This window comes from Mycoplana sp. MJR14 (assembly GCF_029210525.1).
Classification (GTDB): domain Bacteria; phylum Pseudomonadota; class Alphaproteobacteria; order Rhizobiales; family Rhizobiaceae; genus Mycoplana.
Genome location: NZ_JARGEO010000002.1, coordinates 335,890 through 359,748 on the forward strand (window position 1 = coordinate 335,890; position 23,859 = coordinate 359,748).

Below are 23,859 nucleotides of genomic sequence, written 5' to 3' on the forward strand. Positions count from 1 at the left end.
TTCCGCCCTTCGGCGGCGCGGCGCCCGGCCCGGGAGCCGGCCGGTTTCGGTGAGGTCGCGGCATGGAAAGGCGACGACAGGCGGGATACGGCATACCGGCGATCTGCCTGCACTGGCTGATCGCGGGCCTCGTGCTGGCGCTGATCGGCATCGGCTTTGCCATGCGCCGGACGGAGATCGATCCGGTGCTGCAGTTCTCGCTCTACCAGTGGCACAAGTCGGTCGGCCTCTGCGTGCTGGTGCTTGCGGCCCTGCGTGAGACCCTGTGGCTCTTCGCCCCCCACCCGCAGCCGGTCGCCGGCCTCGGGCCGATCGAGCGGCAGGCGTCCTGGACGACCCATGTGCTGCTGGCGCTGCTCTGCCTGCTGGTGCCGCTGTCTGGCTGGGCGGTCGTCTCGACCTCGACGCTCGGCATGCCGACGCTCCTGTTCGACGTGCTGATCGTCCCGGCGCTGCCGCTGCCGCGCAGTGCGGCGGGCGAGGCGTTCTGGTCGCTGGTGCATGCGGCTGCGGCCTATCTGCTCGCAGCGCTTGCAGCCCTGCACGCCGCCGCAGCGCTCTATCACCACTACATCCGCCGCGACGCGGTGCTCCTGCGCATGCTCGGCCGCATGCCGGCGACCGATCCGCGAACCGGCGGCCACGGTGGCGGAACAGGTGACGGAACAGGCGGGAGAATGCGGCGATGAGAGCGCGGGCGGAAGACGGAATCGCGGACAGGACGACAGGCCGGACCATCACCCGGGCCACTGTCGGGGCCGTAATCGGGGCGGCATTTAGGGCGGCGTTCGAGGCCGCTGTCGGGGCAGTCGAGACCCTAGTCAGGGCTCCAGTCGGGGCGACGGCATGGGCTCCGGGTGGCGTGCCCGGCGCCGGGGCGCCGAAGGCTGCGGCATCGGCCGGGGCGCCTGCCCTCGTCGCGCTCGCCGCCCTGTTTTGCGCCACGCCTGTGCTTTCGCGCACGCCGGCGCTCTCCGAGGCGGCCGGCACCTACGACATCGCCGGCTCCTCGCAGATCCGCTTCACCGTCGACCAGATCGGCGGTGGCGGCATCAAGGGCCGTTTCACGAAATTCTCGGGCGTCCTCAGGATCGACGGCCGCCGGATCGGCGCCTCGACGGTGTCGCTGACGATCTATCCGCAGAGCGTCGCGGCGACCGAGGACCGCATCGCAAACTTCCTCCGCTCCAGCGCCGTCTTCGACGCGGCCGCCTATCCGACCGTGACCTTCCGCTCGACCGCGGTGCGCCAGACCGGCGAGGATGCGGCGATCGTCGACGGCATGCTGACGGCGCGCGGCATCACCCACAGGGAACAGTTCGCCGTGCGGCTGCAGCAACTGGCCGGCCGGTCGATCGCCTTCGCCGTCACCGGCGACGTCTACCGCTCGCGCTACCGGATGGACGTCGGCGTGCCGATCTACCTCAACGTCGTCAAGTTCGACATGGACATCCGCGCCGTCAGGCGGTGAGACGGCCGCTTCGGCGGAACGTCCGGGATCCGCGGCATCCGGAAGCCCCGGCCGCCCCCGGGCCGGGCGTCCGAAACACCGGGACGACCCCGCCATCGCGCCAAAGCGTCTTGATGCGCGCCCGGCCTCTCTCTATCTCTGTCGTTCCCGCCGCTCTGGATCCCTGTCGATCCACCGGCCCCATCCGGAGTATCGCCTTGTCCGCCTTCAAGTCCCTGCCCGCAGCCCCGATCGCCACGAAGAAGCCGGTCACGGACACGCGCCACGGCATCACCCGCACCGACGACTACGCCTGGTTCCGCGCCGACAACTGGCAGGCGATGTTCAAGGACACCTCGATCCTCGATCCGGAGATCCGCGCCCACCTGGAGGCGGAGAACGCCTATATGGAAGCGGCGATGGCGGACACGAAGGACCTGCAGAAGAAGCTCTTTGCGGAGATGCGCGGGCGGATCAAGGAGGACGACAGCTCGGTGCCGGTGAAGGACGGGCCGTTCGCCTACGGCACGTCCTACGTCACCGGCGGCGAGCAGCCGCGCTACTTCCGCACCCCGCGCGAGGGCGGCGAACAGAGGCTCCTGCTCGACGGCGACCGGGAGGCCGAGGGCAAGGGCTATTTCCGGCTTTCCGGCATCGACCACTCCAGCGACCACACGCTCGGCATCTGGGGCTATGACGACAAGGGCTCGGAATATTTCACGCTGAAGGTGCGCGACCTCGAGACGCTGGAGGATCGGCACGACCTGATCGAGAACACCGGCGGCGGCGGCGTCTGGGCGCCGGACGGCAAGAGCTTCTTCTATACGCTGCAGGACGAGAACCACCGGCCCTCGAAGATCTTCCACCACATCCTCGGCGAGCCGCAGTCGCAGGACCGGCTCGTCTACGAGGAGAAGGATCCGGGCTTCTTCATGTCGGTCGGCGGCTCGCTGCTGGACGATTTCATCTACATCGACATCCACGACCACGAGACCAGCGAATACCGGCTGCTCTCGACGAAGGACCTGCTCGCCGAGCCCGCGATCGTCGCGCCGCGGCAGACGGGGCTGGAATATTCGATGACGGAGGGCGGCGACGTCTTCTACATCCTGACCAATGCCGACGGCGCCAAGGACTTCAAGATCATGGAGGCGCCGGTGAACGCGCCGAGCCGGGAGAACTGGCGCGAGGTGGTGCCGCACCGGCCGGGCACGCTGATCCTCAACCATCTCGCCTTTGCCCGCCACCTCGTCTGGCTGGAGCGCCACGAGGGGCTGCCGCGCATCATCGTGCGCGACCGCAAGAGCGGCGAACAGCACGCGATCGCCTTTGCGGAAGAGGCCTATTCGCTCGGGCTGTCGGGGGCGGCCGAATACGACACCGACGTCATCCGCTTCACCTATTCCTCGATGACGACGCCCTCGCAGCTCTACGACTACGACATGGCGAGCCGCGAGCGCACGCTCCTGAAGACGCAGGAGGTGCCGTCCGGCCACGTGATCGACGACTACGTCACCCGCCGCGTCTTCGCCCCCGCCCATGACGGCGAGCGCGTGCCGGTCACCCTGCTCTACCGCAAGGACACGCCGCTCGACGGCACCGCCCCCTGCCTGCTCTACGGCTACGGCGCCTACGGCATTTCCATTCCCGCCGGCTTCAACACCAACTGCCTGTCGCTCGTCGACCGCGGCTTCGTCTATGCCATCGCCCATATCCGCGGCGGCAAGGAGAAGGGCTACGCCTGGTACGAGAACGGCAAGATGGAGAAGAAGCCCAATACCTTCAAGGACTTCATCGCCGCCGCCGATTTCCTGGACAAGGAGAAGTTCACCTCCTACGCAAAAATCGTCGCCGAGGGCGGCTCGGCCGGCGGCATGCTGATGGGGGCGGTCGCCAACATGGCGCCGGAGAAGTTCGGCGGCATCATCGCCGCCGTCCCCTTCGTCGACGTGCTGAACACCATGCTCGACGACACGCTGCCGCTGACGCCGCCGGAATGGGCCGAATGGGGCAACCCGATCGAGAGCGCGGCGTTCTACACGCTGATGGCCTCCTACTCGCCCTACGACAACGTCGCAGCACAGGCCTATCCGCCGATCCTGGCGCTCTCGGGCCTGACCGATCCGCGCGTGACCTACTGGGAGCCGACCAAGTGGGTGGCGAAGCTGCGCGAGAAGGCGACCGGCGACGCCCCGATCCTGCTGCGCACCAACATGGGCGCCGGCCACGGCGGCGCCTCCGGCCGCTTCCAACGCCTGGAAGAAATCGCCTTCGAATACGCCTTCGCGATCAAGGTGGCGGGGAAGATGTGAGGGGCGTGCGTCAAGGTGGCCTGGGCTGTCAGGTCGCCGCGGTCCGGCGCTCGGCGCCACCCCGGAACAGCATGCGCACGAAGGCGCGCAGGACCAGGAGCTGGTCGGGCAGGCTCTTGGGGTCGCGCAGGGCCTTGGACATGACGATGCCGCCTTCGAGGACGGTGGAGACCATGTCGGCGAGCTGGTCGACGTCGAGGCGTTCGCGCGGCTCGTAGACGGCGAGGATCTCCTCGAACATCGCCCGGAACCGGCGGCGCCAGGCCAGCGCCGCCTGGCGGTTGATCTCCTGGATGCCGCGGTCGAAGGCGCGCTCGTGCACGCACATGACGGCGACGAGGCAGCCGGGATGGCCGTTCGGCAGGTCGGAGAGCTGCTCCGACAGGAGCTTCAGCCCCAGCAGGAAGGCCTGCAGCGGGTCGTCGGCCAGTTCGCGGGCGCGGCCGAAGATCTCGTCGTAGATGCGGTTGTCGTTTTCCAGGTAGCGCTCGAGCAGCGCCTTGGCCAGCTCGTTCTTGTCGTGGAAATGGTAGAAGAACCCGCTCTTGGTGATGCCGGTCTCGGTGATCAGCTCCTCGATCGAGGTCGCGGCGAAGCCCTTGGCGAGCACGGCGGCCTCTGCCACCTGCAGTATCCGTGCGCGCGTTTCATCCCCTTTGCGCATCGTCGCCTCCCGTACCAATGGTACAGTTTTCGCCCCTCACGCCCCGCCAACACTGTTAACATTGACGTGAAAGCAGGCGCCAAGCAATTGATTTATCGCATATATGACGCCTTCCTTGTGAATCTTGACCACAAGACGCCTAGTTTTACAGGCGGAAAACAGGCAAAAATCCACGCGCGTTTCGGAAAATGTGGGAATACCCTCGTGACGAAACCGCATTGAGGGAAAACCAAAAAAACACTGAACATGACATGGCTCTCATTTGGCGCGTTCGCAAGACCGCGCCCGCTCCAGACTTTTCCGGGACGGAAGTTCAACGAGTGGAGACAGTTATGGCGAAGTACAGACATGGCCTGCCGCTGACAAAGGGTGATCGGTTCCTGACCGATGGCGGCATGGAGACGACGATGATCTTCCACGAGGGCGTGGAACTGCCGCTTTTCGCATCCTTCGTGCTGATGGCCAGCCCCGAGGGGCGGCGCAAGCTGAAGGACTACTACGTCCGCTACCTCGAACTGGCGCGCAAGGCGGGCGCGGGCTTCGTGCTCGACACGCCGACCTGGCGGGCAAACCCCGACTGGGCGGAAAAGCTCGGCTACGACGCCGCCGCACTGAGAGCCGTGAACGAGGAGGCGGTCGGGCTTCTGGCACAGTTGCGGGCGCAATACGAGCGTCCCGGCCAGCCGATCGTGCTGAACGGCGCGATGGGGCCGCGCGGCGACGGCTACAAGGCCGGCAACATGAGCGCCGACGAAGCGGAGGCCTATCACCGGCCGCAGGTGGAGGCCTTTGCCTCAACCGACGCCGACATGATCAGCGCCGTCACCCTGACCAACATCGACGAGGCGATCGGCGTGGCACGGGCGGCGAAAAAGGCCGCGATCCCCTGTGTCATCTCGTTCACCGTCGAGACGGACGGCAGGATCGTCACCGGCAAGACCATGCAGGAGGCGATCGAGGCCGTGGACGCGGCCACCGACGGCTATCCGCTGTTCTACATGATCAACTGCGCGCATCCGAGCCATTTCGAAGACGCGCTCGATCATGGCAGCGGCTGGGTCCGGCGGATCGGCGGCATCCGCGCCAACGCCTCGGCGATGAGCCACCAGGAGCTCGACGAGAGCGAGACGCTGGACGCCGGCGACCCCGACGACTTCGGCCGCCGCTACGGCGAGCTCGTCCGCCGGATGCCGCAGTTGCGCATTCTCGGCGGCTGCTGCGGCACCGACCACCGCCACATCGGCGCCATCTGCCAGGCCTGCATGCCGCAGCCGGCCATGAGCGCCTGAAGGAGAAGATCTTGAGGAGATATCGTCATGTCGACGAAGGAGCATCATCGCAGGGGCCATAGGGCCGGCCATTCAAAGGCAGAGAGTACGGGCATGTTCGGGCGGCTGTTTACCGGCTGGCTCGGACGGCCCAACTACGACTGGGGCTGCGGCCCGATCGACCTTAGCGGCCTGGAGGGGCTGGACGGCCACATCGCCAGGCGCGCCGACTTCCGCAACCCGTCCGGGTCCCGCCGCAACCGCACCTACGGGCGCTAGCCCGAATGCGCCAGCGGCCCGCCGAAAGGCGGGCCGTTTTCCTGCGGGGCGTTTGGTTTCTTCATGCCGCGGCTCGATCCGGAAGACCGTGAAGGCGACGCGCTCTCTTCCATCGTCACCCCGGACCCGATCCGGGGTCCAGCAGCGCCGCGTCTGCGGCGCGAGAAAGTCTTTATCGCGCAAGGACTTGCGCGGCTGGACACCGGCTCGAGGCCGGTGTGACGGAGGTTGTGAGTGCCGCGCTTTCGAACCCTTGCCCAGCCCGCTTCGGCCGGCGGGCAGCGTCCCCCTTTCGACCGTCATGCCGGCCCCCGAGCCGGCATCCAGCAGCGCCGCGTCTGCGGCGCAAACAGTGCTTGATCGCGCAAGGACTTGCGCGGGCTCGGCACCGGCTCGAGGCCGGTGTGACGGAGGTTGTGGGTGCCGCGCTTTCGAACCCTTGCCCAGCCCGCTTCGGCCGGCGGGCAGCGTCCCCCTCTCGATCGTCATGCCGGCCCCCGAGCCGGCATCCAGCAGCGCCGCGTCTGCGGCGCGAACGGTGTTTGATCGCGCAAGGACTTGCGCGGGCTGGACACCGGCTCGAGGCCGGTGTGACGGAGGTTGTGAGTGCCGCGCTTTCGAACCCTTGCCCAGCCCGCTTCGGCCGGCGGCCCGCGTCCCCCTCTCGACCGTCATGCCGGCCCCCGAGCCGGCATCCAGCAGCGCCGCGTCTGCGGCGCGAACGGTGCTTGATCGCGCAAGGCCTTGTGCGGTGGATGCCGGCTCGAGGCCGGTGTGACGGAGGTTGTGAGTGCCGCGCTTTCTAACCCTTGCCCAGCCCGCTTCGGCCGGCGGGCCGCGTCCCCCTCTCGACCGTCATGCCGGCCCCCGAGCCGGCATCCAGCAGCGCCGCGTCTGCGGCGCGAACGGTACTTTAGCGGCTGGATGCCGGATCAGGTCCGGCAGGGCGGCGCCGTTGGGTGGCCTGTCCCGAAAACGTGTGTCCGGAGGCTTGAGCGCCCTGGCGATGCGTTCCCCTCCGTCGTCACCCCGGACCCGATCCGGGGTCCGGCAGCGCCGCGTCTGCGGCGCAAACAGTGCTTGATCGCGCAAGGACTTGCGCGGGCTGGACACCGGCTCGAGGCCGGTGTGACGGAGGTTGTGAGTGCCGCGCTCCCCAACCCTTGCCCAGCCCGCTTCGGCCGGCGGGCCGCGTCCCCCTCTCGACCGTCATGCCGGCCCCCGAGCCGGGGTCCAGCAGCGCCGCGTCTGCGGCGCGAGAAAGTCTTTATCGCGCAAGGACTTGCGCGTGCTGGATGCCGGCTCGAAGGCCGGCATGACGGATCCATTGGGCGGCCCACCTCCGGCCGACCCGTTCCGCTTGGCGATGCCACTGTCGATCCCCCGATGCCAGCGGGACTTTTGCTCGCCTTGCGCGTTCCTATCGAATAGTCTGGAGCCGAGACGAGACGGAGCGCGAGAGAGCCATGACCGAGACGGCGAGCCGACCAGAGCGGATCGAGACGGGGCCGATCGAGAGAAGGCGGATCGAGGCGGGACGAACCGAGGCGGGGCCGATCGCCTTCGACAATTCCTATGCGCGGCTGCCGCAGGGCTTCTTCGCCCGCGTCGAGCCGACGCCGGTGGCGGCGCCGCGGCTTGTGACGTTCAACCGGGCGCTTGCGGAAGAGATGGGGCTCGACGCCGACGCGCTCGAGGCGGACGGAGCGGCGATCTTCTCCGGCAACCGCCTCCTTCCGGGCTCCGAGCCGATCGCCATGGCCTATGCCGGCCACCAGTTCGGCCAGTTCGTGCCGCAGCTCGGCGACGGGCGGGCGATCCTCCTGGGCGAGGTGGTGCGCCCCGACGGCGGCCGGCGCGACATCCAGCTGAAGGGTTCTGGCCAGACGCCGTTCTCGCGGCGCGGCGACGGGCGGGCCGCCCTCGGCCCGGTCTTGCGCGAATATCTCGTCAGCGAGGCGATGGCCGCGCTCGGCATTCCGACGACGCGGGCGCTCGCCGCCGTCACCACCGGCCAGCCGGTCTATCGCGAGCGGGTGCTGCCCGGCGCCATCGTCACGAGGGTGGCGGCGAGCCACATCCGCGTCGGCACCTTCCAGTTCTTCGCCGCCCGCGGCGACAACGACCGCATCCGCATCCTCGCCGACCACGTGATCGACCGGCACTATCCGGAGCTTGCCGGCGCCGGCGACGACCGCTACCTGCAGCTTCTCGATGCGGTGGCCGGCCGGCAGGCGGCGCTGATTGCGCGCTGGCTCGGCGTCGGCTTCATCCACGGCGTCATGAACACCGACAACATGGCCGTGTCCGGCGAGACGATCGACTTCGGCCCCTGCGCCTTCATGGACGCCTACGACCCGCGTACCGTCTTCTCCTCGATCGACCAGACCGGGCGCTATGCCTATGGCAACCAGCCGATGATCGGCCAGTGGAACCTCGCCCGCCTCGCCGAGACGCTGTTGCCGCTGCTGCACGAGACGCCCGGCGAGGCCGTCGACCGGGCCAACGACGCGATCGGCCGCTACATGGAGCGGTTCCAGCAGGAATGGGACGGGGTGATCCGCGCCAAGCTCGGGCTGCCAGGCGTCAGCGATGGCGGCAGGGCCGGCGAGGAGCGTGGGGACGAGGACACCGACCTCATCCGCGCCTTCCTGGCGCTGCTTCTGGAGCAGAAGGCCGACTTCACCCTCGCCTTCCGCCGGCTGTCGGATGCCGCGGAAGACGCCGCCGCCGATGCCGCCTTCGCCGCACTCCTTGCCGATCACAGCGCGGCAGCGCCCTTCCTTGCCCGCTGGCGCGCGCGGACCGCGCAGGACGGCCGCAGCGCGGCGCAACGGGCGGCGGCGATGCGCGCCGTCAACCCCGCCCTGATCCCGCGCAACCACCGCATCGAGGCGGCGATCGCGGCGGCGGTCGAGGAGCAGGACTTCTCGCTGTTCGAAGCGATGAACACGGCACTCGCCCGCCCCTATGACGACCAGCCGGGCTTTGCCGCCTTCGCCGAACCGCCGAAACCCGGCGAAGAGGTGCTGCAGACCTTCTGCGGGACGTGAGGGGCGGGGCCGGCACCGCTGCGGGCGCACCGGGGCTGCACTGGGCCGCGCTGGGTCGGACCGGGCCCGCACTGGCCCCGCACTGGCCCCGCACCGGGGCGCGCCTGCCCCTCGCCGGAATCTGAGATCAGAAACCGGAGTGTCGCGCAGCCGCAATTCTGCGATTGGAATGGGGCTCGCGCGGTGCGAGCGTGCCAATCGACGGGAAGACCCATGACGCAGAAACTCACCCTCGCCTCCACCCCGGACGGCATCGTTCCGGCCCTTTTGGCCCATCTCAACTCGCTCGACGTCGAGACCATGCTCGGCTTCTACGATCCGGACGGCATGATCATCGACGCCGGCGGCAGGCCGCATGTCGGCCGCGCGGCGATCGGGGCGGAACTGGCGCGATACTTCGCGCTCGGCCTGCAGATGTCGATCACCCAGCGGCACATGTCGTCACCGGCAACATCGCCTCGCTCATTCTCGACTGGTCCTACATCGGCACCGCCCGCGACGGCACCGAGATCAACATGGTGGCGACCGCCACCGACATCGCCCGCCGCGGCGAGGACGGGCTGTGGCGCTACCTGATCGACAACCCGTTCGGCTCGATGCGCCGGGATGCGGCCTGATGACGGACGCCGCGTCGGGACAGGGGCCGGACAAGCGCCCTGACGGCCAGGGGCGCTGGCGCGGCGTCGTCACCACCGGCATCTATTGCCGCAGCACCTGCATCTCGCGGCCGCCGCGCCCGGAAAACCTGCGCCACTTCGACAGCGCCGCGGACGCCGAAGCGGCCGGGTTTCGACCCTGCCGGCGCTGCCGGCCGAACGAGGCGACGTTTGCGGCCCGCAATGCCGGGATCGTCGCGGAGGCGTGCCGGCTGATCGAGGCGCTGGACAGTCCGCCGCCGGTCGGCGCGCTGGCGCATGCGCTGGGGGTGAGCGAAGGCCATCTCCATCGCATCTTCCGCGCGCAGACCGGCATGACCCCGCGCGCCTATGCGCAGGAGAAGCGGGCGGCCGCCGTTCGCAGCCATCTTGCCCGCGGCCGCCCGGTGACCGAGACGATCTACGATACCGGCTTCAATTCGAGCGGCCGCTTCTACGCGATCACCCATCGATCGCTGGGCATGACGCCGTCCCGCTACAAGGCCGGCGGCAAGAAGGAGAGCCTGCGCTTCGCGCTCGGCCAGACGTCGCTCGGGGCGATCCTCGTCGCCTCGAGCCAGAAGGGCGTCGCAGCCATCCTTCTCGGCGACGACCCCGACGCCCTGCTGCGCGACCTACAGGACCGGTTCCCGCGGGCCAGGCTGATCGGCGGCGACCGCGACTACGAGGACGTGATCGCCCGGGTGGTCGGTATGGTCGAGGCGCCGGCGATCGGGCTGGCGCTGCCCCTCGACATCCGCGGCACCGCCTTCCAGCGCAGGGTCTGGCGCGCGCTGCAGGCGGTGGCGCCGGGCGACACCGTCAGCTACGCCGACATCGCGCGGAAGATCGGCCATCCGCGCGCCGCCAAGGCGGTGGCGAGCGCCTGCGCCAACAATGCCCTCGCCGTCGCCATCCCCTGCCACCGCGTCATGAAGACGGACGGCACGGCCTTCGGCTACACCTGGGGCCTGGAGCGCAAGGGGGCGCTGCTCCGGCGCGAGGCGGACGCGGTTCGCGGCGGCGGCCGCGATCAGCAGCGCGAGGCGAAGGCGGCGGAGCCTGCGGCGGCGGACCGTGGCGGCTCTGCGCCGGGGCGGACCGATTGACCGGCAGCGAGGCTGGGCGCGCAAGCGCCCGCCCCGACGACGACCCGCCGGACTTTTCCGCCTGCCGCGCCGCCGAAACCCGGCGAAGAGGTGCTGCAGACTTTCTGCGGGACGTCAGGCGAGGGTATTGGTCCCGCGGCAGTCGAACAGTCTCATCATGACGGCTTTGTGCCAAAAGCGGTCATGTCATTTCCGCACTCGCTGCGACTCTCCTCAACCTTGACAGCGGCGTCAGGACAAAAGAGCATTAGAGAATTCGACAGGGGCGTAACGAATACAGATGCTTCCGCGGCAGCCGGTCTCCCAAACCTTGCACGTAGGTGATGTTAAAATCCTGCTGTTTGAGACATCGGGGAGCTCTCCTCGCACCGCTTCCCTCTGGGCCATTGATGGCAGCGACAATATTCTTTGGTGCGCCAACGAAGACCACGGGATAGAGCAATACGTTGCCATTGATGAAGCTGACGGAAAAGTTTTTGCGACAACCTTTAATGGATGGCGACATCAGATAGATATGCAGACCGGTTTGGTAATCGAGCGATGGTTTACGAAGTAAACTGGCAGCTCCGCATATAAATCACCGCTTGGGGCCGACAGCGGACGTTAGATGGCCCTCGACGCGACGCAAGACTATCCGGCTATCTACCCCAGTGTGACAGCGATTGTTCGAGAAATATGGATGCGTCGGTTTCTCGATCGAGGCCTCTTTTGACACTAGACGAAAACGGCTCGAGGTTCGAGGCAATGGCGGAACGACTGATCCCGACTTGCCTTGCGGCGTAAATATACTCAGCGGCTCGCATGGCCCCGTTAGACGTCAGCCACGGCATCCACGGCTCGTCTGCCAGTATTTGGCTCGCGAATGCCTCCAAAGTGGAAATCGGGCCTGCTTTAAGGAGGATGATCTCCTCTATGTCTTTTAGGGCCCGATCTGAGACTTCATTTGCGCCGAGTTCGCTGATCCCGAGAGCGTCTCTTCGTCCCCATTCGCAAAACCGACCGACCTGGCAGCGAGCGTTGAATACGGGCGCTGTCACCGGGAGGCGGCGATAGATCGCTCCGCCATACAACGACAAGCATTCCGTCGCAAAGCGAAGCGCATCCTTGTTTGCGATACCAAAATCACAGGAAACGTAGTGCAAGGGACCACCCCATAACTCGAACTCCAAGAAGTGTTCGACAGCTGGGCCATAGTCCTTTGATCGATATAGGAGCTTCTGCACTTTGTTGTAGCCAAGATCGGCTAGTTTTGGTTCCAAAATGTTTCTGAACGTTAAATTCTTCACTTATGAAGCCTGCCGTGCCGCGCCTCTGATGCAAAATCATCAATCACAGCCATTCAAGCAGGTTTCAGTCATGACTGCAAAGGGCCGAAAGCCGCCATGGCTGGATCGCGACAGAATCGGATGCTCCGCCCTCCAATCCGCCGTGTCGGATTTTCCCTACCCCATCCGTCTTCCAGTCAGACACGCGATGGAGGACAGCGATGACGATCACCATTACCGCCTTTGCGAATTCGCCCGACCGCGGCCGGGGGCTGGCGCGGGACATGCGGGTGCGCTGGGCGCTCGAGGAGGTGGGCCAGCCCTACGCGGTGCGGCTTCTTTCGTTCAAGGCGATGAAGGAGCCGGCGCATCTGGCGCTGCAGCCGTTCGGGCAGATCCCGACCTATGAGGAGGGCGACCTGGCGCTGTTCGAATCCGGCGCGATCGTGCTGCATGTCGCCGCGCGCCATGCCGGCCTCTTGCCGCAGGATGCCGATGCCCGGGCGCGGGCGATCGCCTGGATGTTTGCCGCGGTCTCGACGATGGAGCCGCCGATCGTCGAGCGCGAGACGGCCCGGTTCCTGGAGGGCGGCGAGAGCTGGTACGAGCAGCGCCTCGCCATGGTCGACGCGCGCATCCGCAGGCGGCTGTCCCAGCTGTCCGATCGCCTCGGCGATAACGAGTGGCTGGAGGGCCCCTTCAGCGCCGGCGACCTGCAGATGGTGTCGGTGCTGCTGCGGCTGAAGGGATCGGGGCTCCTGGACGACTATCCGACCCTTTCGGCCTATATCGCCCGCGGCGAGGCGCGGCCGGCCTACCGCCGCGCCTTCGCCGCGCAGCTGGCGGTCTTCACCGCCGCGTCTTCCGCCGCCGAGGGCGGAGCGCGGTAGGTCGACCGGCGCGGCCGCGAACCGGGACGGTTGCCGGCAACGTTCGAGCGACGGGCGACGATGGGCGGCCGCGGTGGCACGGAAAGCGGCAGGCGTGCCTCTCTCCCCTGCGCGGCGCTTCCCGCTTCCCGCACCCGTTGATTGCACGCAAGCGAGCGCTAGTTCTTCGTTGACGACCGGACGGTTGCGGGCGGCGGCGGACCTGTTGGCCGCGGCGGTCCGCGCCGTCCCGCCCCGCCCGCATCCATCGGAGAACCCCGCATGCTCCTCGTCCTCACCGCCCTCCTCTTCGACCTGATCGGCATCGCGCTCGTTGCGGGCGGCGGCATTCTCGTGGCGCTCGGGGGCAGCCCCTACTACGTGATCGCCGGGATCGGCTTCCTCGCAACCGGGATCCTCCTGTTCCTCAAGCGGCCGCTGGCGATCTGGGTCTATGCGGCGCTGATCCTCGGTTCGCTCGCCTGGGCGGTGTGGGAGGTGGGCTTCGACTGGTGGCAGCTCGGGCCGCGCGGCGGCATCATCGTGCTGCTCGGCCTGTGGCTGATGCTGCCTTCGATCCGCCGGCCGCTCGGGTTCACGAGCCCGACGGGCCAGGCCTATCCGGCCTCGCTGCTGCCGCTCGCCGTCGCCACCATCGCCGCGATCGGCGTTGCAGCCTATGCGATGACGCAGGACGTGCGCGACATCCGCGGCAGCCTGCCGGTCGAGGCGATGAACGCCGCGCCGGCGCTCGGCGGCGACGTGCCGCCCGGCGAATGGCACCAGTACGGCCGCACGCCCTACGGCCAGCGCTATTCGCCGCTCGACCAGATCAACACCGGCAACGTCGGCACGCTGAAGGTCGCCTGGCAGTACCAGACCGGCGACGTGAAGCTGCCCGACGACGTCGGCGAGACGACCTACCAGGTGACACCGCTCAAGATCGGCGACACGCTCTATCTCTGCACGCCGCACAACTGGGCGATCGCGCTCGATGCCGCGACGGGAGAGGAGAAGTGGAAGTTCGACAGCAATTCCGGCATGAACCCGGACCGCCAGCACCAGACCTGCCGCGGCGTCACCTACTGGAAGGATCCGGCCGCCCAGCCGGGCGCTCCCTGCGCCGAGCGCGTCTACCTGCCGACCTCGGACGCGCGGCTGATCGCGCTTAATGCGGCGAACGGGCGGGTGTGCACCGGCTTCGCCGACAACGGCGTGCTGCATCTGAAGGCCGGCATGAAATACAACCCCGCCGGCTACTACTACTCGACCTCGCCGCCGGTCGCCGTCGGCGGCAAGATCATCGTCGCGGGCGCGGTCAACGACAACTACTCGATCCACGAGCAGTCCGGGGTGATCCGCGCCTTCGACATCGATACCGGCGCGCTCGTCTGGAACTGGGATTCGGGCAATCCGGACGTGACCACGCCGCTGCCGGCGGGCGAGACCTACACCACCAATTCGCCGAACAGCTGGTCGGTCTCCTCCTATGACGAGGCGCTCGGGCTGATCTTCGTGCCGCTCGGCAACCAGGTGCCCGACCAGCTCGGGATGGGCCGCAGCGACAGCGTGGAGAAATACGCCTCCTCGATCGTGGCGCTCGACATCCAGACCGGGCAGGTGCGCTGGGTGCGCCAGACGGTCCACCACGACCTCTGGGACATGGACGTGCCCGCCCAGCCGGCGCTGCTCGACCTCACCAAGGCGGACGGCACGGTGGTGCCGGCGCTGGTCGGGCCGACCAAGCAGGGCGACATCTACGTGCTCGACCGGCGCAGCGGCGAGCCGATCATCCCGGTGACCGAGTTCCCGGCGCCGTCCGGCGCGATCCCGGAGGACTTCACCGCGCCGACGCAGCCCGTCTCCGATCTCACCTTCATGCCCGATCCGCTGACGGAAAAGGACATGTGGGGGGTGACGATGTTCGACCAGCTCGCCTGCCGCATCGACTTCCACCGGCTGAAATACGAGGGGCGCTACACGCCGCCCTCGATCGAGGGCACGCTCGTCTATCCCGGCAATTTCGGCGTGTTCAACTGGGGCTCCGTCGCCGTCGATCCCGAGCGGCAGATCATGTTCGGCATGCCGACCTACCTCGCCTTCACCTCCAGGCTGGTGCCGCGCGACCAGATCCCGCCGCGGGCGCAGGACGAGAAGGGCTCCGAGCAGGGGCTGAACCGCAACGAGGGCGCGCCCTACGGCGTCTACATGGGGCCGTTCCTGGGGCCGCTCGCGATCCCCTGCCAGGCGCCGCCCTGGGGCTATGTCGCCGGCGCCGACCTGCGCACCGGCAAGATCGCCTACAAGCTGAAGAACGGCACGGTGCGCGACATGTCGCCGATCCCGCTGCCCTTCAAGGTGGGCGTGCCCGGCATCGGCGGGCCGATCATCACCAAGGGCGGCGTCGCCTTCCTGGGGGCGGCCGTCGACGACTACCTGCGCGCCTATGACGTGACCAGCGGAGCCGAACTCTGGCGGGCGCGGCTTCCCGCCGGCGGCCAGTCGACGCCGATGACCTACACCGTGGGCGACAGGCAGTACGTGCTGATCGTCGCCGGCGGGCACGGCTCGGTCGGCACCAAGCCCGGCGACTACGTGATCGCCTATACGCTGCCGTAGGCCGGGCTCCCGCCGGCTGCAAGGCTCGCATAAGCTGTACAACCTAGCGTCTCCCCGATCCCGCCGAAAGCGCGCGGGAATCGTAACCAGCGATCGCGCGGAGCTCCCGCGCCACGGGGAGACGTCCGATGAAGATCGACAACGGCCGCCTGACGGCCTACGCCTATTCCTTGCAGCAGCCGCGCAACTTCACCCAAGGCGGCGACACCTCCGGCTCCGGCCGCGGCAGCACGACGGCGAGTGTTGCTGCGCCGACGATCGGCCCGTCGCTCGGAACCTCGGGCTTTGCGAGCTCGCTGTGGACGCTCGGGGCGACGGAGGACAGCAGCGTCCCCAGCCCGCGCGACGAACTGCTCGCCTGGGCGGAGATGGACCCGGCCGAGCGCCTGCGCGCGCAGATCCTGCAGTCGATGGGGATTTCCGAGGACGACCTGGAAGCGATGCCGCCCGAGGAGCGCGCCGCCGTCGAAGACGAGATCCGCAAGGCGATCGAGGAAAAGCTCGGCGTCTCCGAGGACGCCGCCGAGGCCGCAGACGAGATCGCCACCACCGAACTCTGACCCGCAGGCGAGGCGCAACGCCGGTGCCGCAGGCGCGGCCCCGGCGCAGCCGCCGGACAATGGCCCCTCCCCCCGAACACCTGCGGGGAGGGCTCAACCCGCACCCTTCGCCGCGGCTCGGTCAAGGCCGGTGCGCGCGGCCCGGAATTGCCGGGGGCTCGCACGCGTGATTACGCGCTACCTTTCGATGGTGCGTATTGCTTTACATAGATTTCGGGATCGAAGTCGACCCGCTTTGCCTTGCCGTCAGGTGTCTTCAGGACAAGCTCGACACCGCCTCCAATGGAGTGCATGTAGCGTACGACTGAAGAGATGAGGACATCGTCAGCGCTCTCGATCTTCGAAACGGTGTTCTGCGTCATAGCAGCACGAGTGGCAACTTCCTGCTGGGTTGCCTTCATCGCCTTACGCACTTCAGCCAGAGCTTTTCCCAAGCGACGCGTTTCGCGCTTTTCGTCAAGGCGCGAACGAACGTCTTCCGGGAGTTCGGCGCGTAGCGTCTTCCAGTCATTGCTCAACTTTTTTATCCTTCAGCCAGGAATCGAAACGCTGGTCAGCCTTGCTTATGAGTTGTTTGTAAAAGAGCTTTTGGTTCTTACCTTGCTTCTCCCCGCCGCAAAGGACAATGGCAGCCTGGTCGGGGTCGAAGGCAAAGGCGAAACGCCACACCTGCTTTACAAACGTAACTCTAATCTCTTTCATATTGGTGTGGCCGGAACCCGAAAGCCTATCCACCTCAGGGCGACCCAAGAACGGGCCGTCGTCTTCCAGGTGGTCCAAAACCTCGCCAACCAATTCCTTCAATCCCATCTCCAACTCCTTCCATTCAGGAACGAAGTCGGGATGGAATTTCACGTCGTATGACATTGTCCGCCCTAAGAAATATATATTAAAAGATATAAAGTCAAGCCCGAAAGGCACATGACCCAAGGTCATGCCTCAGCGGCAAACGCGCTTGGGTCGAAGAACTGTTATGTCTCCCAAACTTACGGGCTCAAAGCTCAGGATGACGCGGTCCAGTGCTCTCATGAGTTCCTGGATGTCAGCTCTGGCGCGGATCGTTGGTGAGGTCCAGCCACACAGACGCGTCTATCAGAAGTTGAGCTGCATTTCACCCCCGCACAAAAGCATTGCGGAGGCCAGCGGTTTCCGAGCGCTCGGGCTGCTGGTGGGCGTAAAGCCGCCACCGTCGCCGGTTGGCGGTCCTTTCGACGAGGCACAGAGGCGATCATCGCGCGTCGTCCAGCCAATCGGGCAAACGGTCAAACAGGCAGGCGCGTCTGAAAATAGGCCCCGACGTGATCAATGACGGCGCGTGTCAGTTCATCGGATGCCTGATGGCTGCGCCGCAAGGCTATCTCGAAATAGCCGACAGCGGGGAGCCCGTCTTCCGGCCCCAATGATGTCACGCCGGACGGCAAGGCTGAGCACGGCAAGGGTGCGACCGCCAGCTCGGCGAGCACCGGCGCAAGCTGGCCTGCGTAGTTTTCGCTTGTGCAAGCGAGACGGTACGAAATACCCGCGGCATCGAGCGCATCGACGGCAGCCTTCCGCCACATGCAGCTCGGAGGCCCCACCGCGATCGGGAGGGGACGACGCAGGTGAGCCGTCCCCTGGGGAGCCGCCGCCCAGACGAGCCGATCACGAAAGATCCCACCGGCGGGCGGCCCGGCCCGGCCCGTGGAGTTCGCCGTCACGAGAGCCACATCCAGTTCGCCGTCGTCGATCATGTCGGACAGCACAGTGCTCAACCGGCAAGTCACCTGGATTTCCACCAACGGATGGGCGGCCGCAAAACTGGCCAGAACGGAGGGGAGGAACGCAATGGCATACTCGTCGGTCATTCCCAATCGCACGGTGCTTTTCTGCGATTGGCGGTTGAACCGCATGATTGCCTCGTCCGCGATCCCGAGAACGCGCCGCGCATATGTGAGAAGCACTTCACCTGCCGGTGTCAGCACGACCGATCGTCCTTGATGGGCAAAGACCGGCTGTCCGACCTGCGCTTCAAGCCTCTTCATCTGCATGCTGATCGCTGACGGCGTGCGGTGTACTATCCGCGCGCCGCCGACGAAACTGCCGGTTTCGACGACTGCGATCAGACTTCGCAGAAGCGAACTGTCCAGCCCCAGAAGGACTGCAGAATCCGGCTTTGAACCTACGTCCGTCGGCATGGTGGCACGCGCCCCAATCGCCAATTTCGCTGATGTTCAATGTAAGCCCTATTCGTTTGTCAAAGCAATCGAACCTGAGCAAGCTATGGTTCAGGCGAGCGCTCTGGGATCGCGGATCGATTTGCTCATTCCCGGTTCAAGGCGCCTTCGCATATCTGCGGATGAGAGGTGCGAAAATGGATAGGGTCATTGCACCGAGTTGGGCAGCAACGGCAGCACTGGTCTGTTCATTGCTTGCCGGCGGCGGCCTGGCGCGGGCCGAAACATGTCCATCGATAGACTCGCTGCTCGAACTCGTCCGGGAACGCGGTGGTCAACACAGACTGCTCGATTCCGCGGAACTCGGCCGCAGCATGGACACATTCGAGGGATCGGCCACCGCCCGGCACCGCTCATGGACATCCGGCATCATGGCGGTGTTCCCCGATGGCAGCGGATTGCTCCTTCTCACCGTGAACACCAGCGTCTGCGGCATCATCGAGATTCGACCATCGGCGCGAAGGTGGATGCCGCTGCCAAGTTGAATGCCTGTCGATGGCCGACCGCAGGCGCATCGCTGCCCCTCACCCCGACCCTCTCCCCGCAAGCGGGGAGAAGGTGCCGGCAGGCGGATGCGGGGCAGCGATGACGGCGAGCGGCTTACCCGACTGCGGCCGGCGAACGCGCCCGGCCAATGGGCCTTGGTCGCCCCCTTGAAGTGCCCCTTCCCCCTTGCCGCATTTCCCGATTGACATCCGCACGGATTTGGAGAATATCGCCGCCATGATCACGAACGCACCCATCGCGCATACGTATTTTTGGCTGTTCCGATAGGAGCGGCCTGTTCGATCATCACGTCAACAAAGCCGCCATCAGGCGGCTTTGTTGTTCTAAGGCACCTGGTGGCACGAAAGACCCGAAGGAGCCTTGTCATGAACGCCGTCATCAAGCTTGAAACACCGCCCGTCGAACGCCCCGCCGTGCTGACCATCCGCGCCGCCCGGCCCGGCGACCTGCGCCAGCTGCTCGACATGATCGCGCTGCATGCCGAATGCCATGGCGACGCGGCGAAGATCACCGCCAACGACCTCGACCGCGACCTGTTCGGCAGCTCGCCCTGGATCTCCGCGCTCGTCGCCGAGGCGGGCGGCCAGCTGATCGGCTACGCCATCCTCGTGCCGCTTTACCGGGCGATGGAAGGCCGCCGCGGCATGGAACTGCACCAGATCTTCGTGCGCGAGGGGCACCGCGGCACCGGCATCGGCCGCCATCTCGTCGCCCGCGCCCGCGAGCAGGCGCGCATCGCCGGCTGCAGCTACCTGTCGGTCAGCGCCGCCACCGGCAATTTCGGCGCGCACCGCTTCTACGAGCAGATGAGCTTCAAGGCCGGCCCGGTCACCGGCATGCGCTACATCCAGCAACTGGTGTGACGACGGCCGGTGCCGCGCCCAGGCTCCGGCGCGGCACGCCGCCCCGTCCCGCCCGATCCGCGCCGGCCGGCGTCTCCGCCGGGTCCACTGACGTCAATGGCCGGGGACCGCCTTCAGATAGGCGGCGATCGCCTCGCGGTCGGCAGCCGGCAGGCGGGCCATGTTCTTCTGGACCGCCACCATCGCCCCGCCGACCGAATCATAGTCCGGGGTGAAGCCGGTCTCGAGATAGGAGGCGATGTCGGAGGCGCTCCAGCCGCCGATGCCGCCCGCGCCGGAGGTGATGTTCGGCACGCGCCCGGCGCCGCCCTCCGGGTTTGGCGCCCCGGCGAGCCACCGGTCGGTCTCGAGGCCACCGAGGAACGTGCGCGGCGTGTGGCACTCGCCGCAATGGCCCGGCCCCTCGACCAGATACTGGCCGCGCTCGACCTTCGCATCGCTGTTGGCGAGCACGACGCGCGGCGCATCATTCAGATACAGGAATTTCCAGGCGCCGAGCAGCGGCCTGAAGTTGAACGGAAACGGCAGCTCGTGCGGCGGGGCGACGTTGCCGCTGGCCGGCAGCGTCTTCAGGTAGCCGTAGAGATCGTTGACGTCGCGCGGCGTCATCCGCGCATAGGAGGCATAGGGGAAGGCGGGATAGAGATGCTCGCCGCGCCGGCCGACCCCGCGCAGCATGGCGTCGCCGAAGTCCTGCAGCGACCAATTGCCGATGCCGGCCTTGGGATCGGGGGAGATGTTGGGCGGATAGAACGTGCCGAACGGGCTCTTCAGCGGCGCGCCGCCCGCAAGGACGAGCCGGCCCTCCTCGCCCGCCCCGGCGGCGGCATGGCAGCTGGAACAGCCGCCCTCGGAAAAGACGCGCTCGCCGTTGGCGAGATTGGGCTCGCCCAGCCCCTGCCAGCTTTCGGCCGCACTGCGCGCCGGCGCGGTGGCCCAGGCGAAGGCGCCGATGCCGGCAGCGCCGACGACGAGGGCGGCAAGCGCAAGACTGCGAAGCTTCATGGTCTCATCCCAGGCTCATGGCACCGGCCCGCAAGCTGCGGCCAGGCGCGCCCTCATCGTCGCACGGCCGCGACAAAAGGCAACCTCGCACCAGGGCCCGATCCTGTGGTCGGGACCTGATGCTGCCGGGACGCGGTCCCGGAAGGGCCGTGCAGGCGATGAAGGGCCGCTACTTCTTCAGGCGGAAGGTCTCGTGACAGCCGCCGCAGTTCTTGCCGATCGGGCCGATCGCGGCTGCGACCGCGGCCTGGTCGCCCGGCAGGGTGGCGAGCGTGGCATCGACATCCTTGCCGAGCTGTGCCGCCTTGGCGCGGAAATCGTCCGTGTTCTCCCAGATCTTCGGGCTCGCCTCGGTCTCCGCCCCCGTCTCGGAGCCGGCGGGGAACTGGTCGGGGAAGGTCTTGGAGACCTGGCTGATCGTCGTGAGCGAGACGCGCACCACCTCGGCGTCGTAGGGCTTCTCGCCCTTGGCGATCGCCGCGAGCGCGCCCATCGAGCGGCCGACGTCCTTCATCATCTGCTGGCGGACGGCCTGCGGCTCCTGCGCCATTGCGAGTTCGGCGGCGCCGGCGGCGCCAAGACAGAGCAGGGACGCCGCGGCAAAAATCTTCAACTTCATGAATCACTCCCGGTAAGCTCTCGCGCCCGGCGGTTCGCCGCCCGGCACAGGCGGCGGCATGATTGCATGCGGACGGCCCAGTCCAAGTAACATTATGTTGACCTGCCCGGATGTTGACCGCCTGGCGGCGGTGGCGGCGGGCGGGCAGGCTGGACGAGGCGAAGCGCGCCGCCGTGCCGCAGCCTGCCGCCGCCGAGGCCTGAGCCCTCCCCGCCCCTTCCGCCGTCATACCGATCCCCAGCCGCGCCACAGCGTGACCGCGGCGATCGCGACGAGCAGCACGCCGGCTGCGCGGCCGACGAGGCGGGTGGCCGCGGGGCTGCCGACCAGCGCGTCGCGGCTGCGGGCTGCGGCGAGCGCCAGGCCGCCATAGACGGCGAGCTGCGTGGCCCAGATCATCAGCAGCATCACGAGCGTCTGGCGCCAGAGCGGGCCGAATTCCGGGCGCAGGAACTGCGGGAAGACGGCGAGCATGAACAGATAGGCCTTCGGGTTCATCAGGCTGGTCAGCGCGCCCTGGCGGAAGCGGGTGGCAAGGCCGCGCCGGTCGAGGGAGCCCACGGCATCGACGACAATCGAGGAGCGGAAGAGCTGCCAGCCGATATAGGCGACATAGGCGGCGCCGGCCAGCAGCAGCGCATTGAACAGCCTCGGCGCGAAATGCAGGAGCATGCCGACGCCGAGCGCGGCATAGAGCGTGTGCACCAGCCCGCCGGCCATGATGCCGAAGGTGGCCGAGAGCCCCGCCTTGCGCCCGCCGGAGAGCGCGCTTGCCAGCACGAAGACCATGTCCATGCCCGGCACGATGATGATGCCGGAGACGAGCAGGAAGAAGAGCCAGAGGTTTTCGCTGTAGGTCATGTCAGTTGTCCGTTGTCGCAGATCCCGCGGAAGCCCCATGCTTCGTTCTGTTTCAAGCGCTTGAAGCCTGCTATAGACGAGGCCAACTGACAGGGATGTGTCAGTTGCGAAAGGACGACGCCCCCATGCGCAAGGCTTCGCGGCTGTTCGAGATCATCCAGATCCTGCGCCTCGCCCGCCAGCCGGTCACGGCGGCGGCGATCGCCGGGCGGCTGGAGGTGACGGTGCGCTCGATCTACCGCGACATCGCCGCGCTGCAGGCGATGCGGGTCCCGGTCGAGGGCGAGCGCGGCATCGGCTATATCCTGCGGCCCGGCTTCGACCTGCCGCCGCTGATGTTTTCGATCGAGGAGACCGAGGCCGTCGTACTCGCGCTGGCCCTGCTCGAGCGCCAGGGCGACGCCGAGCTGAAGGCCGCCGCCCGCCGGGCCGGCGACAAGATCGCCGGCGCCGTGCCGCCACCGCTGCGCCAGACCTTCTCGGCCCGCGCCCTGCACGCCTGGGGCACGGCACCGCGCCAGCCGGACGGTATCGACCTCGCCTCTGTGCGGCGCGCGATCCGCGACGAGGAGAAGCTCCTGATCGACTACCGGGACGAACATGGCCGCGCCAGCGAGCGCACCATCCGCCCGATCGCCCTCATCTACTATTCCGAGACGGCGAACGTCGTCGCCTGGTGCGAGCTGCGCCAGGCGATCCGCAACTTCCGCGCCGACCGGGTGGAGGCCTGCACGGCGACGGGCACGCATTTCCGCGGCGGCGGCGACGCCTTGCGGCAATTGTGGATCTCCGGCTGGGCGGAGAGCCGGCGCGATGCGGGGTAGGCCTGCCATTCAGTCCGGCCATCCCTCCGCCGGCCATGCCTCCGCCGGCCAGTTCCGTGCCGTGTGGATGACGCGGAGAATGAACACTCCGCGCTGAGGCGGATCGTCATCGTCGTGCTGCCCATGTCCGTCGCCTGTGCTCGCTCGTGACATGTCAGCGGAGACCGCCCGGCGCCTCCAGGGCACGAAAAACCCCGGCCGTTTCCGGCCGGGGCTTCGGACATTGCGAAGGATGAGGCGCGCGCCTTACTTCGTCGCGGCTTCGTACATTTCCAGGACGTAGTCCCAGTTGATCAGGCTGTCGACGAAGGCTTCCAGGTATTTCGGGCGGGCGTTGCGGTAGTCGATGTAGTAGGAGTGCTCCCAGACGTCGACGCCGAGGATGGGCGAAGCGCCGTGGACGAGCGGGTTCTCGCCGTTCGGGGTCTTGGAGATGGCGAGCTTGCCGTCCTTGACCGAGAGCCAGGCCCAGCCGGAGCCGAACTGGGTGGTGCCGGCGGCGACGAAATCGGCCTTGAACTTGTCATAGCCGCCGAGGTCGCTGTCGATCGCCTTCTGCAGGGCGCCGGGGAGCTGCTTGCCGCCGCCGCCCTTCTTCATCCACTTCCAGAAATGGATGTGGTTGTAGTGCTGGCCGGCATTGTTGAAGAGGCCCTGGTTGGTGCCGTAGGACTTCTTGACGATCTCCTCCAGCGTCAGGTTGGAGAGACCGGCTTCCTCGGCAAGCTTGTTGCCGTTGTCGACATAGGCCTTGTGGTGCTTGTCGTGGTGGTATTCGAGCGTCTCGCGCGACATGAAGGGGGCGAGCGCGTCGTAATCGTAGGGAAGCGGCGGAAGTTCGAAGGCCATGGGGTATCTCCTCTTAGGCGCGGAATTTTAAAAGA

23 protein-coding genes are annotated in these 23,859 nt (G+C 67.2%); 15 read left to right on the top strand and 8 right to left on the bottom strand.

From position 1 onward, the window contains the following. Positions 1–62 precede the first annotated feature (62 nt). The 3 genes from P0086_RS05885 (at position 63) to P0086_RS05895 (ending at position 3,762) form a co-directional block, all read left to right on the top strand. On the top strand, positions 63–689 hold the full coding sequence (locus P0086_RS05885; protein ID WP_275783495.1) for a cytochrome b/b6 domain-containing protein: 627 nt from the start codon (positions 63–65) through the stop codon (positions 687–689). Positions 690–862: 173 nt separating this feature from the next. Continuing rightward, a complete protein-coding gene (locus tag P0086_RS05890; protein ID WP_275783498.1) occupies positions 863–1,471 on the top strand; it encodes a YceI family protein in 609 nt (202 codons plus the stop codon). Positions 1,472–1,668: 197 nt separating this feature from the next. Then, a complete protein-coding gene (locus tag P0086_RS05895) occupies positions 1,669–3,762 on the top strand; it encodes a S9 family peptidase (protein WP_275783500.1) in 2,094 nt (697 codons plus the stop codon). A 28-nt stretch (positions 3,763–3,790) separates the two neighbouring features. Here the strand turns inward: P0086_RS05895 and P0086_RS05900 are convergent, their stop codons facing one another. Further along, a complete protein-coding gene (locus P0086_RS05900; protein ID WP_112600358.1) occupies positions 3,791–4,426 on the bottom strand; it encodes a TetR/AcrR family transcriptional regulator in 636 nt (211 codons plus the stop codon). A 332-nt stretch (positions 4,427–4,758) separates the two neighbouring features. On the opposite strand from P0086_RS05900, the gene P0086_RS05905 reads away from it, so the two are divergent. The 9 genes from P0086_RS05905 (at position 4,759) to P0086_RS05945 (ending at position 16,083) form a co-directional block, all read left to right on the top strand. Then, entirely contained in the window at positions 4,759–5,715 is a 957-nt protein-coding gene (locus P0086_RS05905) for a homocysteine S-methyltransferase family protein (protein ID WP_148190659.1), read from the top strand. Positions 5,716–5,742: 27 nt separating this feature from the next. Beyond that, positions 5,743–5,973, top strand: coding sequence for a hypothetical protein (locus P0086_RS05910; RefSeq protein WP_112600360.1), 231 nt, complete (start codon positions 5,743–5,745; stop codon positions 5,971–5,973). Positions 5,974–7,439: 1,466 nt separating this feature from the next. Then, positions 7,440–9,026, top strand: a complete 1,587-nt coding sequence (locus P0086_RS05915; RefSeq protein ID WP_275783506.1) for a protein adenylyltransferase SelO — start codon at positions 7,440–7,442, stop codon at positions 9,024–9,026. A 213-nt stretch (positions 9,027–9,239) separates the two neighbouring features. Next, positions 9,240–9,602 carry a nuclear transport factor 2 family protein gene (locus P0086_RS05920; RefSeq protein ID WP_275783508.1) on the top strand — a complete coding sequence of 121 codons (363 nt, stop codon included), beginning with the start codon at positions 9,240–9,242 and terminating at the stop codon, positions 9,600–9,602. A gap of 40 nt (positions 9,603–9,642) precedes the next feature. Beyond that, on the top strand, positions 9,643–10,770 hold the full coding sequence (ada, locus tag P0086_RS05925) for a bifunctional DNA-binding transcriptional regulator/O6-methylguanine-DNA methyltransferase Ada (protein ID WP_275783511.1): 1,128 nt from the start codon (positions 9,643–9,645) through the stop codon (positions 10,768–10,770). Positions 10,771–11,050: 280 nt separating this feature from the next. Continuing rightward, complete coding sequence (locus P0086_RS05930; RefSeq protein ID WP_112600364.1) at positions 11,051–11,326, top strand: hypothetical protein; 276 nt, start codon at positions 11,051–11,053, stop codon at positions 11,324–11,326. A gap of 930 nt (positions 11,327–12,256) precedes the next feature. Beyond that, positions 12,257–12,925: a glutathione S-transferase family protein gene (locus P0086_RS05935; RefSeq protein WP_275783512.1), complete on the top strand. Its 669-nt coding sequence runs from the start codon at positions 12,257–12,259 to the stop codon at positions 12,923–12,925. 261 nt (positions 12,926–13,186) lie between these two features. Continuing rightward, positions 13,187–15,523, top strand: coding sequence for a glucose/quinate/shikimate family membrane-bound PQQ-dependent dehydrogenase (locus tag P0086_RS05940; protein WP_275783514.1), 2,337 nt, complete (start codon positions 13,187–13,189; stop codon positions 15,521–15,523). 128 nt (positions 15,524–15,651) lie between these two features. Beyond that, the gene (locus P0086_RS05945) at positions 15,652–16,083 is read left to right on the top strand and encodes a hypothetical protein (protein WP_148152076.1); all 432 of its coding nucleotides are present in this window, start codon (positions 15,652–15,654) and stop codon (positions 16,081–16,083) included. A 170-nt stretch (positions 16,084–16,253) separates the two neighbouring features. Here the strand turns inward: P0086_RS05945 and P0086_RS05950 are convergent, their stop codons facing one another. From P0086_RS05950 to P0086_RS05960, 3 genes are all read right to left on the bottom strand, one after another. Next, positions 16,254–16,601 (bottom strand): XRE family transcriptional regulator, encoded by a 348-nt coding sequence (locus P0086_RS05950; RefSeq protein WP_112600006.1) that lies wholly within the window; start codon positions 16,599–16,601, stop codon positions 16,254–16,256. After that, positions 16,591–16,950 (bottom strand): type II toxin-antitoxin system RelE/ParE family toxin, encoded by a 360-nt coding sequence (locus P0086_RS05955; protein ID WP_112600005.1) that lies wholly within the window; start codon positions 16,948–16,950, stop codon positions 16,591–16,593. Before P0086_RS05955 ends, P0086_RS05950 begins: the two co-directional genes overlap by 11 nt. A 395-nt stretch (positions 16,951–17,345) precedes the next feature. Further along, on the bottom strand, positions 17,346–18,257 hold the full coding sequence (locus P0086_RS05960) for a LysR substrate-binding domain-containing protein (protein ID WP_275783521.1): 912 nt from the start codon (positions 18,255–18,257) through the stop codon (positions 17,346–17,348). A 176-nt stretch (positions 18,258–18,433) separates the two neighbouring features. Between P0086_RS05960 and P0086_RS05965 the strand changes: the two genes are divergently transcribed. After that, positions 18,434–18,781, top strand: a complete 348-nt coding sequence (locus P0086_RS05965; RefSeq protein WP_275783523.1) for a hypothetical protein — start codon at positions 18,434–18,436, stop codon at positions 18,779–18,781. Between the two features lie 387 nt (positions 18,782–19,168). After that, complete coding sequence (locus P0086_RS05970; protein WP_112600002.1) at positions 19,169–19,666, top strand: GNAT family N-acetyltransferase; 498 nt, start codon at positions 19,169–19,171, stop codon at positions 19,664–19,666. A 93-nt stretch (positions 19,667–19,759) separates the two neighbouring features. On the opposite strand, the gene P0086_RS05975 is transcribed toward P0086_RS05970, so the two are convergent. From P0086_RS05975 to P0086_RS05985, 3 genes are all read right to left on the bottom strand, one after another. Beyond that, positions 19,760–20,671 (bottom strand): cytochrome c, encoded by a 912-nt coding sequence (locus P0086_RS05975; protein WP_275783526.1) that lies wholly within the window; start codon positions 20,669–20,671, stop codon positions 19,760–19,762. Between the two features lie 169 nt (positions 20,672–20,840). Beyond that, the gene (locus P0086_RS05980; protein ID WP_275783529.1) at positions 20,841–21,290 is read right to left on the bottom strand and encodes a cytochrome c; all 450 of its coding nucleotides are present in this window, start codon (positions 21,288–21,290) and stop codon (positions 20,841–20,843) included. A 225-nt stretch (positions 21,291–21,515) separates the two neighbouring features. Beyond that, the gene (locus tag P0086_RS05985) at positions 21,516–22,151 is read right to left on the bottom strand and encodes a LysE family translocator (protein WP_148653391.1); all 636 of its coding nucleotides are present in this window, start codon (positions 22,149–22,151) and stop codon (positions 21,516–21,518) included. Between the two features lie 125 nt (positions 22,152–22,276). Between P0086_RS05985 and P0086_RS05990 the strand changes: the two genes are divergently transcribed. Further along, positions 22,277–22,975: a YafY family protein gene (locus tag P0086_RS05990; protein ID WP_275783532.1), complete on the top strand. Its 699-nt coding sequence runs from the start codon at positions 22,277–22,279 to the stop codon at positions 22,973–22,975. Between the two features lie 246 nt (positions 22,976–23,221). Here P0086_RS05990 and P0086_RS05995 read toward each other — a convergent pair whose 3' ends face one another. After that, positions 23,222–23,824, bottom strand: coding sequence for a superoxide dismutase (locus P0086_RS05995; protein WP_112600370.1), 603 nt, complete (start codon positions 23,822–23,824; stop codon positions 23,222–23,224). Positions 23,825–23,859: the final 35 nt, after the last annotated feature.

Excerpts from the sequence above, each read along its gene's own strand:
- P0086_RS05910 (WP_112600360.1), top strand. The coding sequence starts at position 5,743 with ATGTCGACGAAGGAGCATCATCGCAGGGGCCATAGGGCCGGCCATTCA.
- P0086_RS05885 (WP_275783495.1), top strand. The coding sequence starts at position 63 with ATGGAAAGGCGACGACAGGCGGGATACGGCATACCGGCGATCTGCCTG.
- P0086_RS05955 (WP_112600005.1), bottom strand. The coding sequence starts at position 16,950 with ATGTCATACGACGTGAAATTCCATCCCGACTTCGTTCCTGAATGGAAG.
- P0086_RS05965 (WP_275783523.1), top strand. The coding sequence starts at position 18,434 with ATGGATAGGGTCATTGCACCGAGTTGGGCAGCAACGGCAGCACTGGTC.
- ada (WP_275783511.1), top strand. The coding sequence starts at position 9,643 with ATGACGGACGCCGCGTCGGGACAGGGGCCGGACAAGCGCCCTGACGGC.
- P0086_RS05940 (WP_275783514.1), top strand. The coding sequence starts at position 13,187 with ATGCTCCTCGTCCTCACCGCCCTCCTCTTCGACCTGATCGGCATCGCG.
- P0086_RS05905 (WP_148190659.1), top strand. The coding sequence starts at position 4,759 with ATGGCGAAGTACAGACATGGCCTGCCGCTGACAAAGGGTGATCGGTTC.
- P0086_RS05980 (WP_275783529.1), bottom strand. The coding sequence starts at position 21,290 with ATGAAGTTGAAGATTTTTGCCGCGGCGTCCCTGCTCTGTCTTGGCGCC.
- P0086_RS05915 (WP_275783506.1), top strand. The coding sequence starts at position 7,440 with ATGACCGAGACGGCGAGCCGACCAGAGCGGATCGAGACGGGGCCGATC.
- P0086_RS05945 (WP_148152076.1), top strand. The coding sequence starts at position 15,652 with ATGAAGATCGACAACGGCCGCCTGACGGCCTACGCCTATTCCTTGCAG.
- P0086_RS05960 (WP_275783521.1), bottom strand. The coding sequence starts at position 18,257 with ATGCCGACGGACGTAGGTTCAAAGCCGGATTCTGCAGTCCTTCTGGGG.
- P0086_RS05990 (WP_275783532.1), top strand. The coding sequence starts at position 22,277 with ATGCGCAAGGCTTCGCGGCTGTTCGAGATCATCCAGATCCTGCGCCTC.
- P0086_RS05920 (WP_275783508.1), top strand. The coding sequence starts at position 9,240 with ATGACGCAGAAACTCACCCTCGCCTCCACCCCGGACGGCATCGTTCCG.
- P0086_RS05900 (WP_112600358.1), bottom strand. The coding sequence starts at position 4,426 with ATGCGCAAAGGGGATGAAACGCGCGCACGGATACTGCAGGTGGCAGAG.
- P0086_RS05985 (WP_148653391.1), bottom strand. The coding sequence starts at position 22,151 with ATGACCTACAGCGAAAACCTCTGGCTCTTCTTCCTGCTCGTCTCCGGC.
- P0086_RS05930 (WP_112600364.1), top strand. The coding sequence starts at position 11,051 with ATGCTTCCGCGGCAGCCGGTCTCCCAAACCTTGCACGTAGGTGATGTT.
- P0086_RS05935 (WP_275783512.1), top strand. The coding sequence starts at position 12,257 with ATGACGATCACCATTACCGCCTTTGCGAATTCGCCCGACCGCGGCCGG.
- P0086_RS05975 (WP_275783526.1), bottom strand. The coding sequence starts at position 20,671 with ATGAAGCTTCGCAGTCTTGCGCTTGCCGCCCTCGTCGTCGGCGCTGCC.
- P0086_RS05995 (WP_112600370.1), bottom strand. The coding sequence starts at position 23,824 with ATGGCCTTCGAACTTCCGCCGCTTCCCTACGATTACGACGCGCTCGCC.
- P0086_RS05970 (WP_112600002.1), top strand. The coding sequence starts at position 19,169 with ATGAACGCCGTCATCAAGCTTGAAACACCGCCCGTCGAACGCCCCGCC.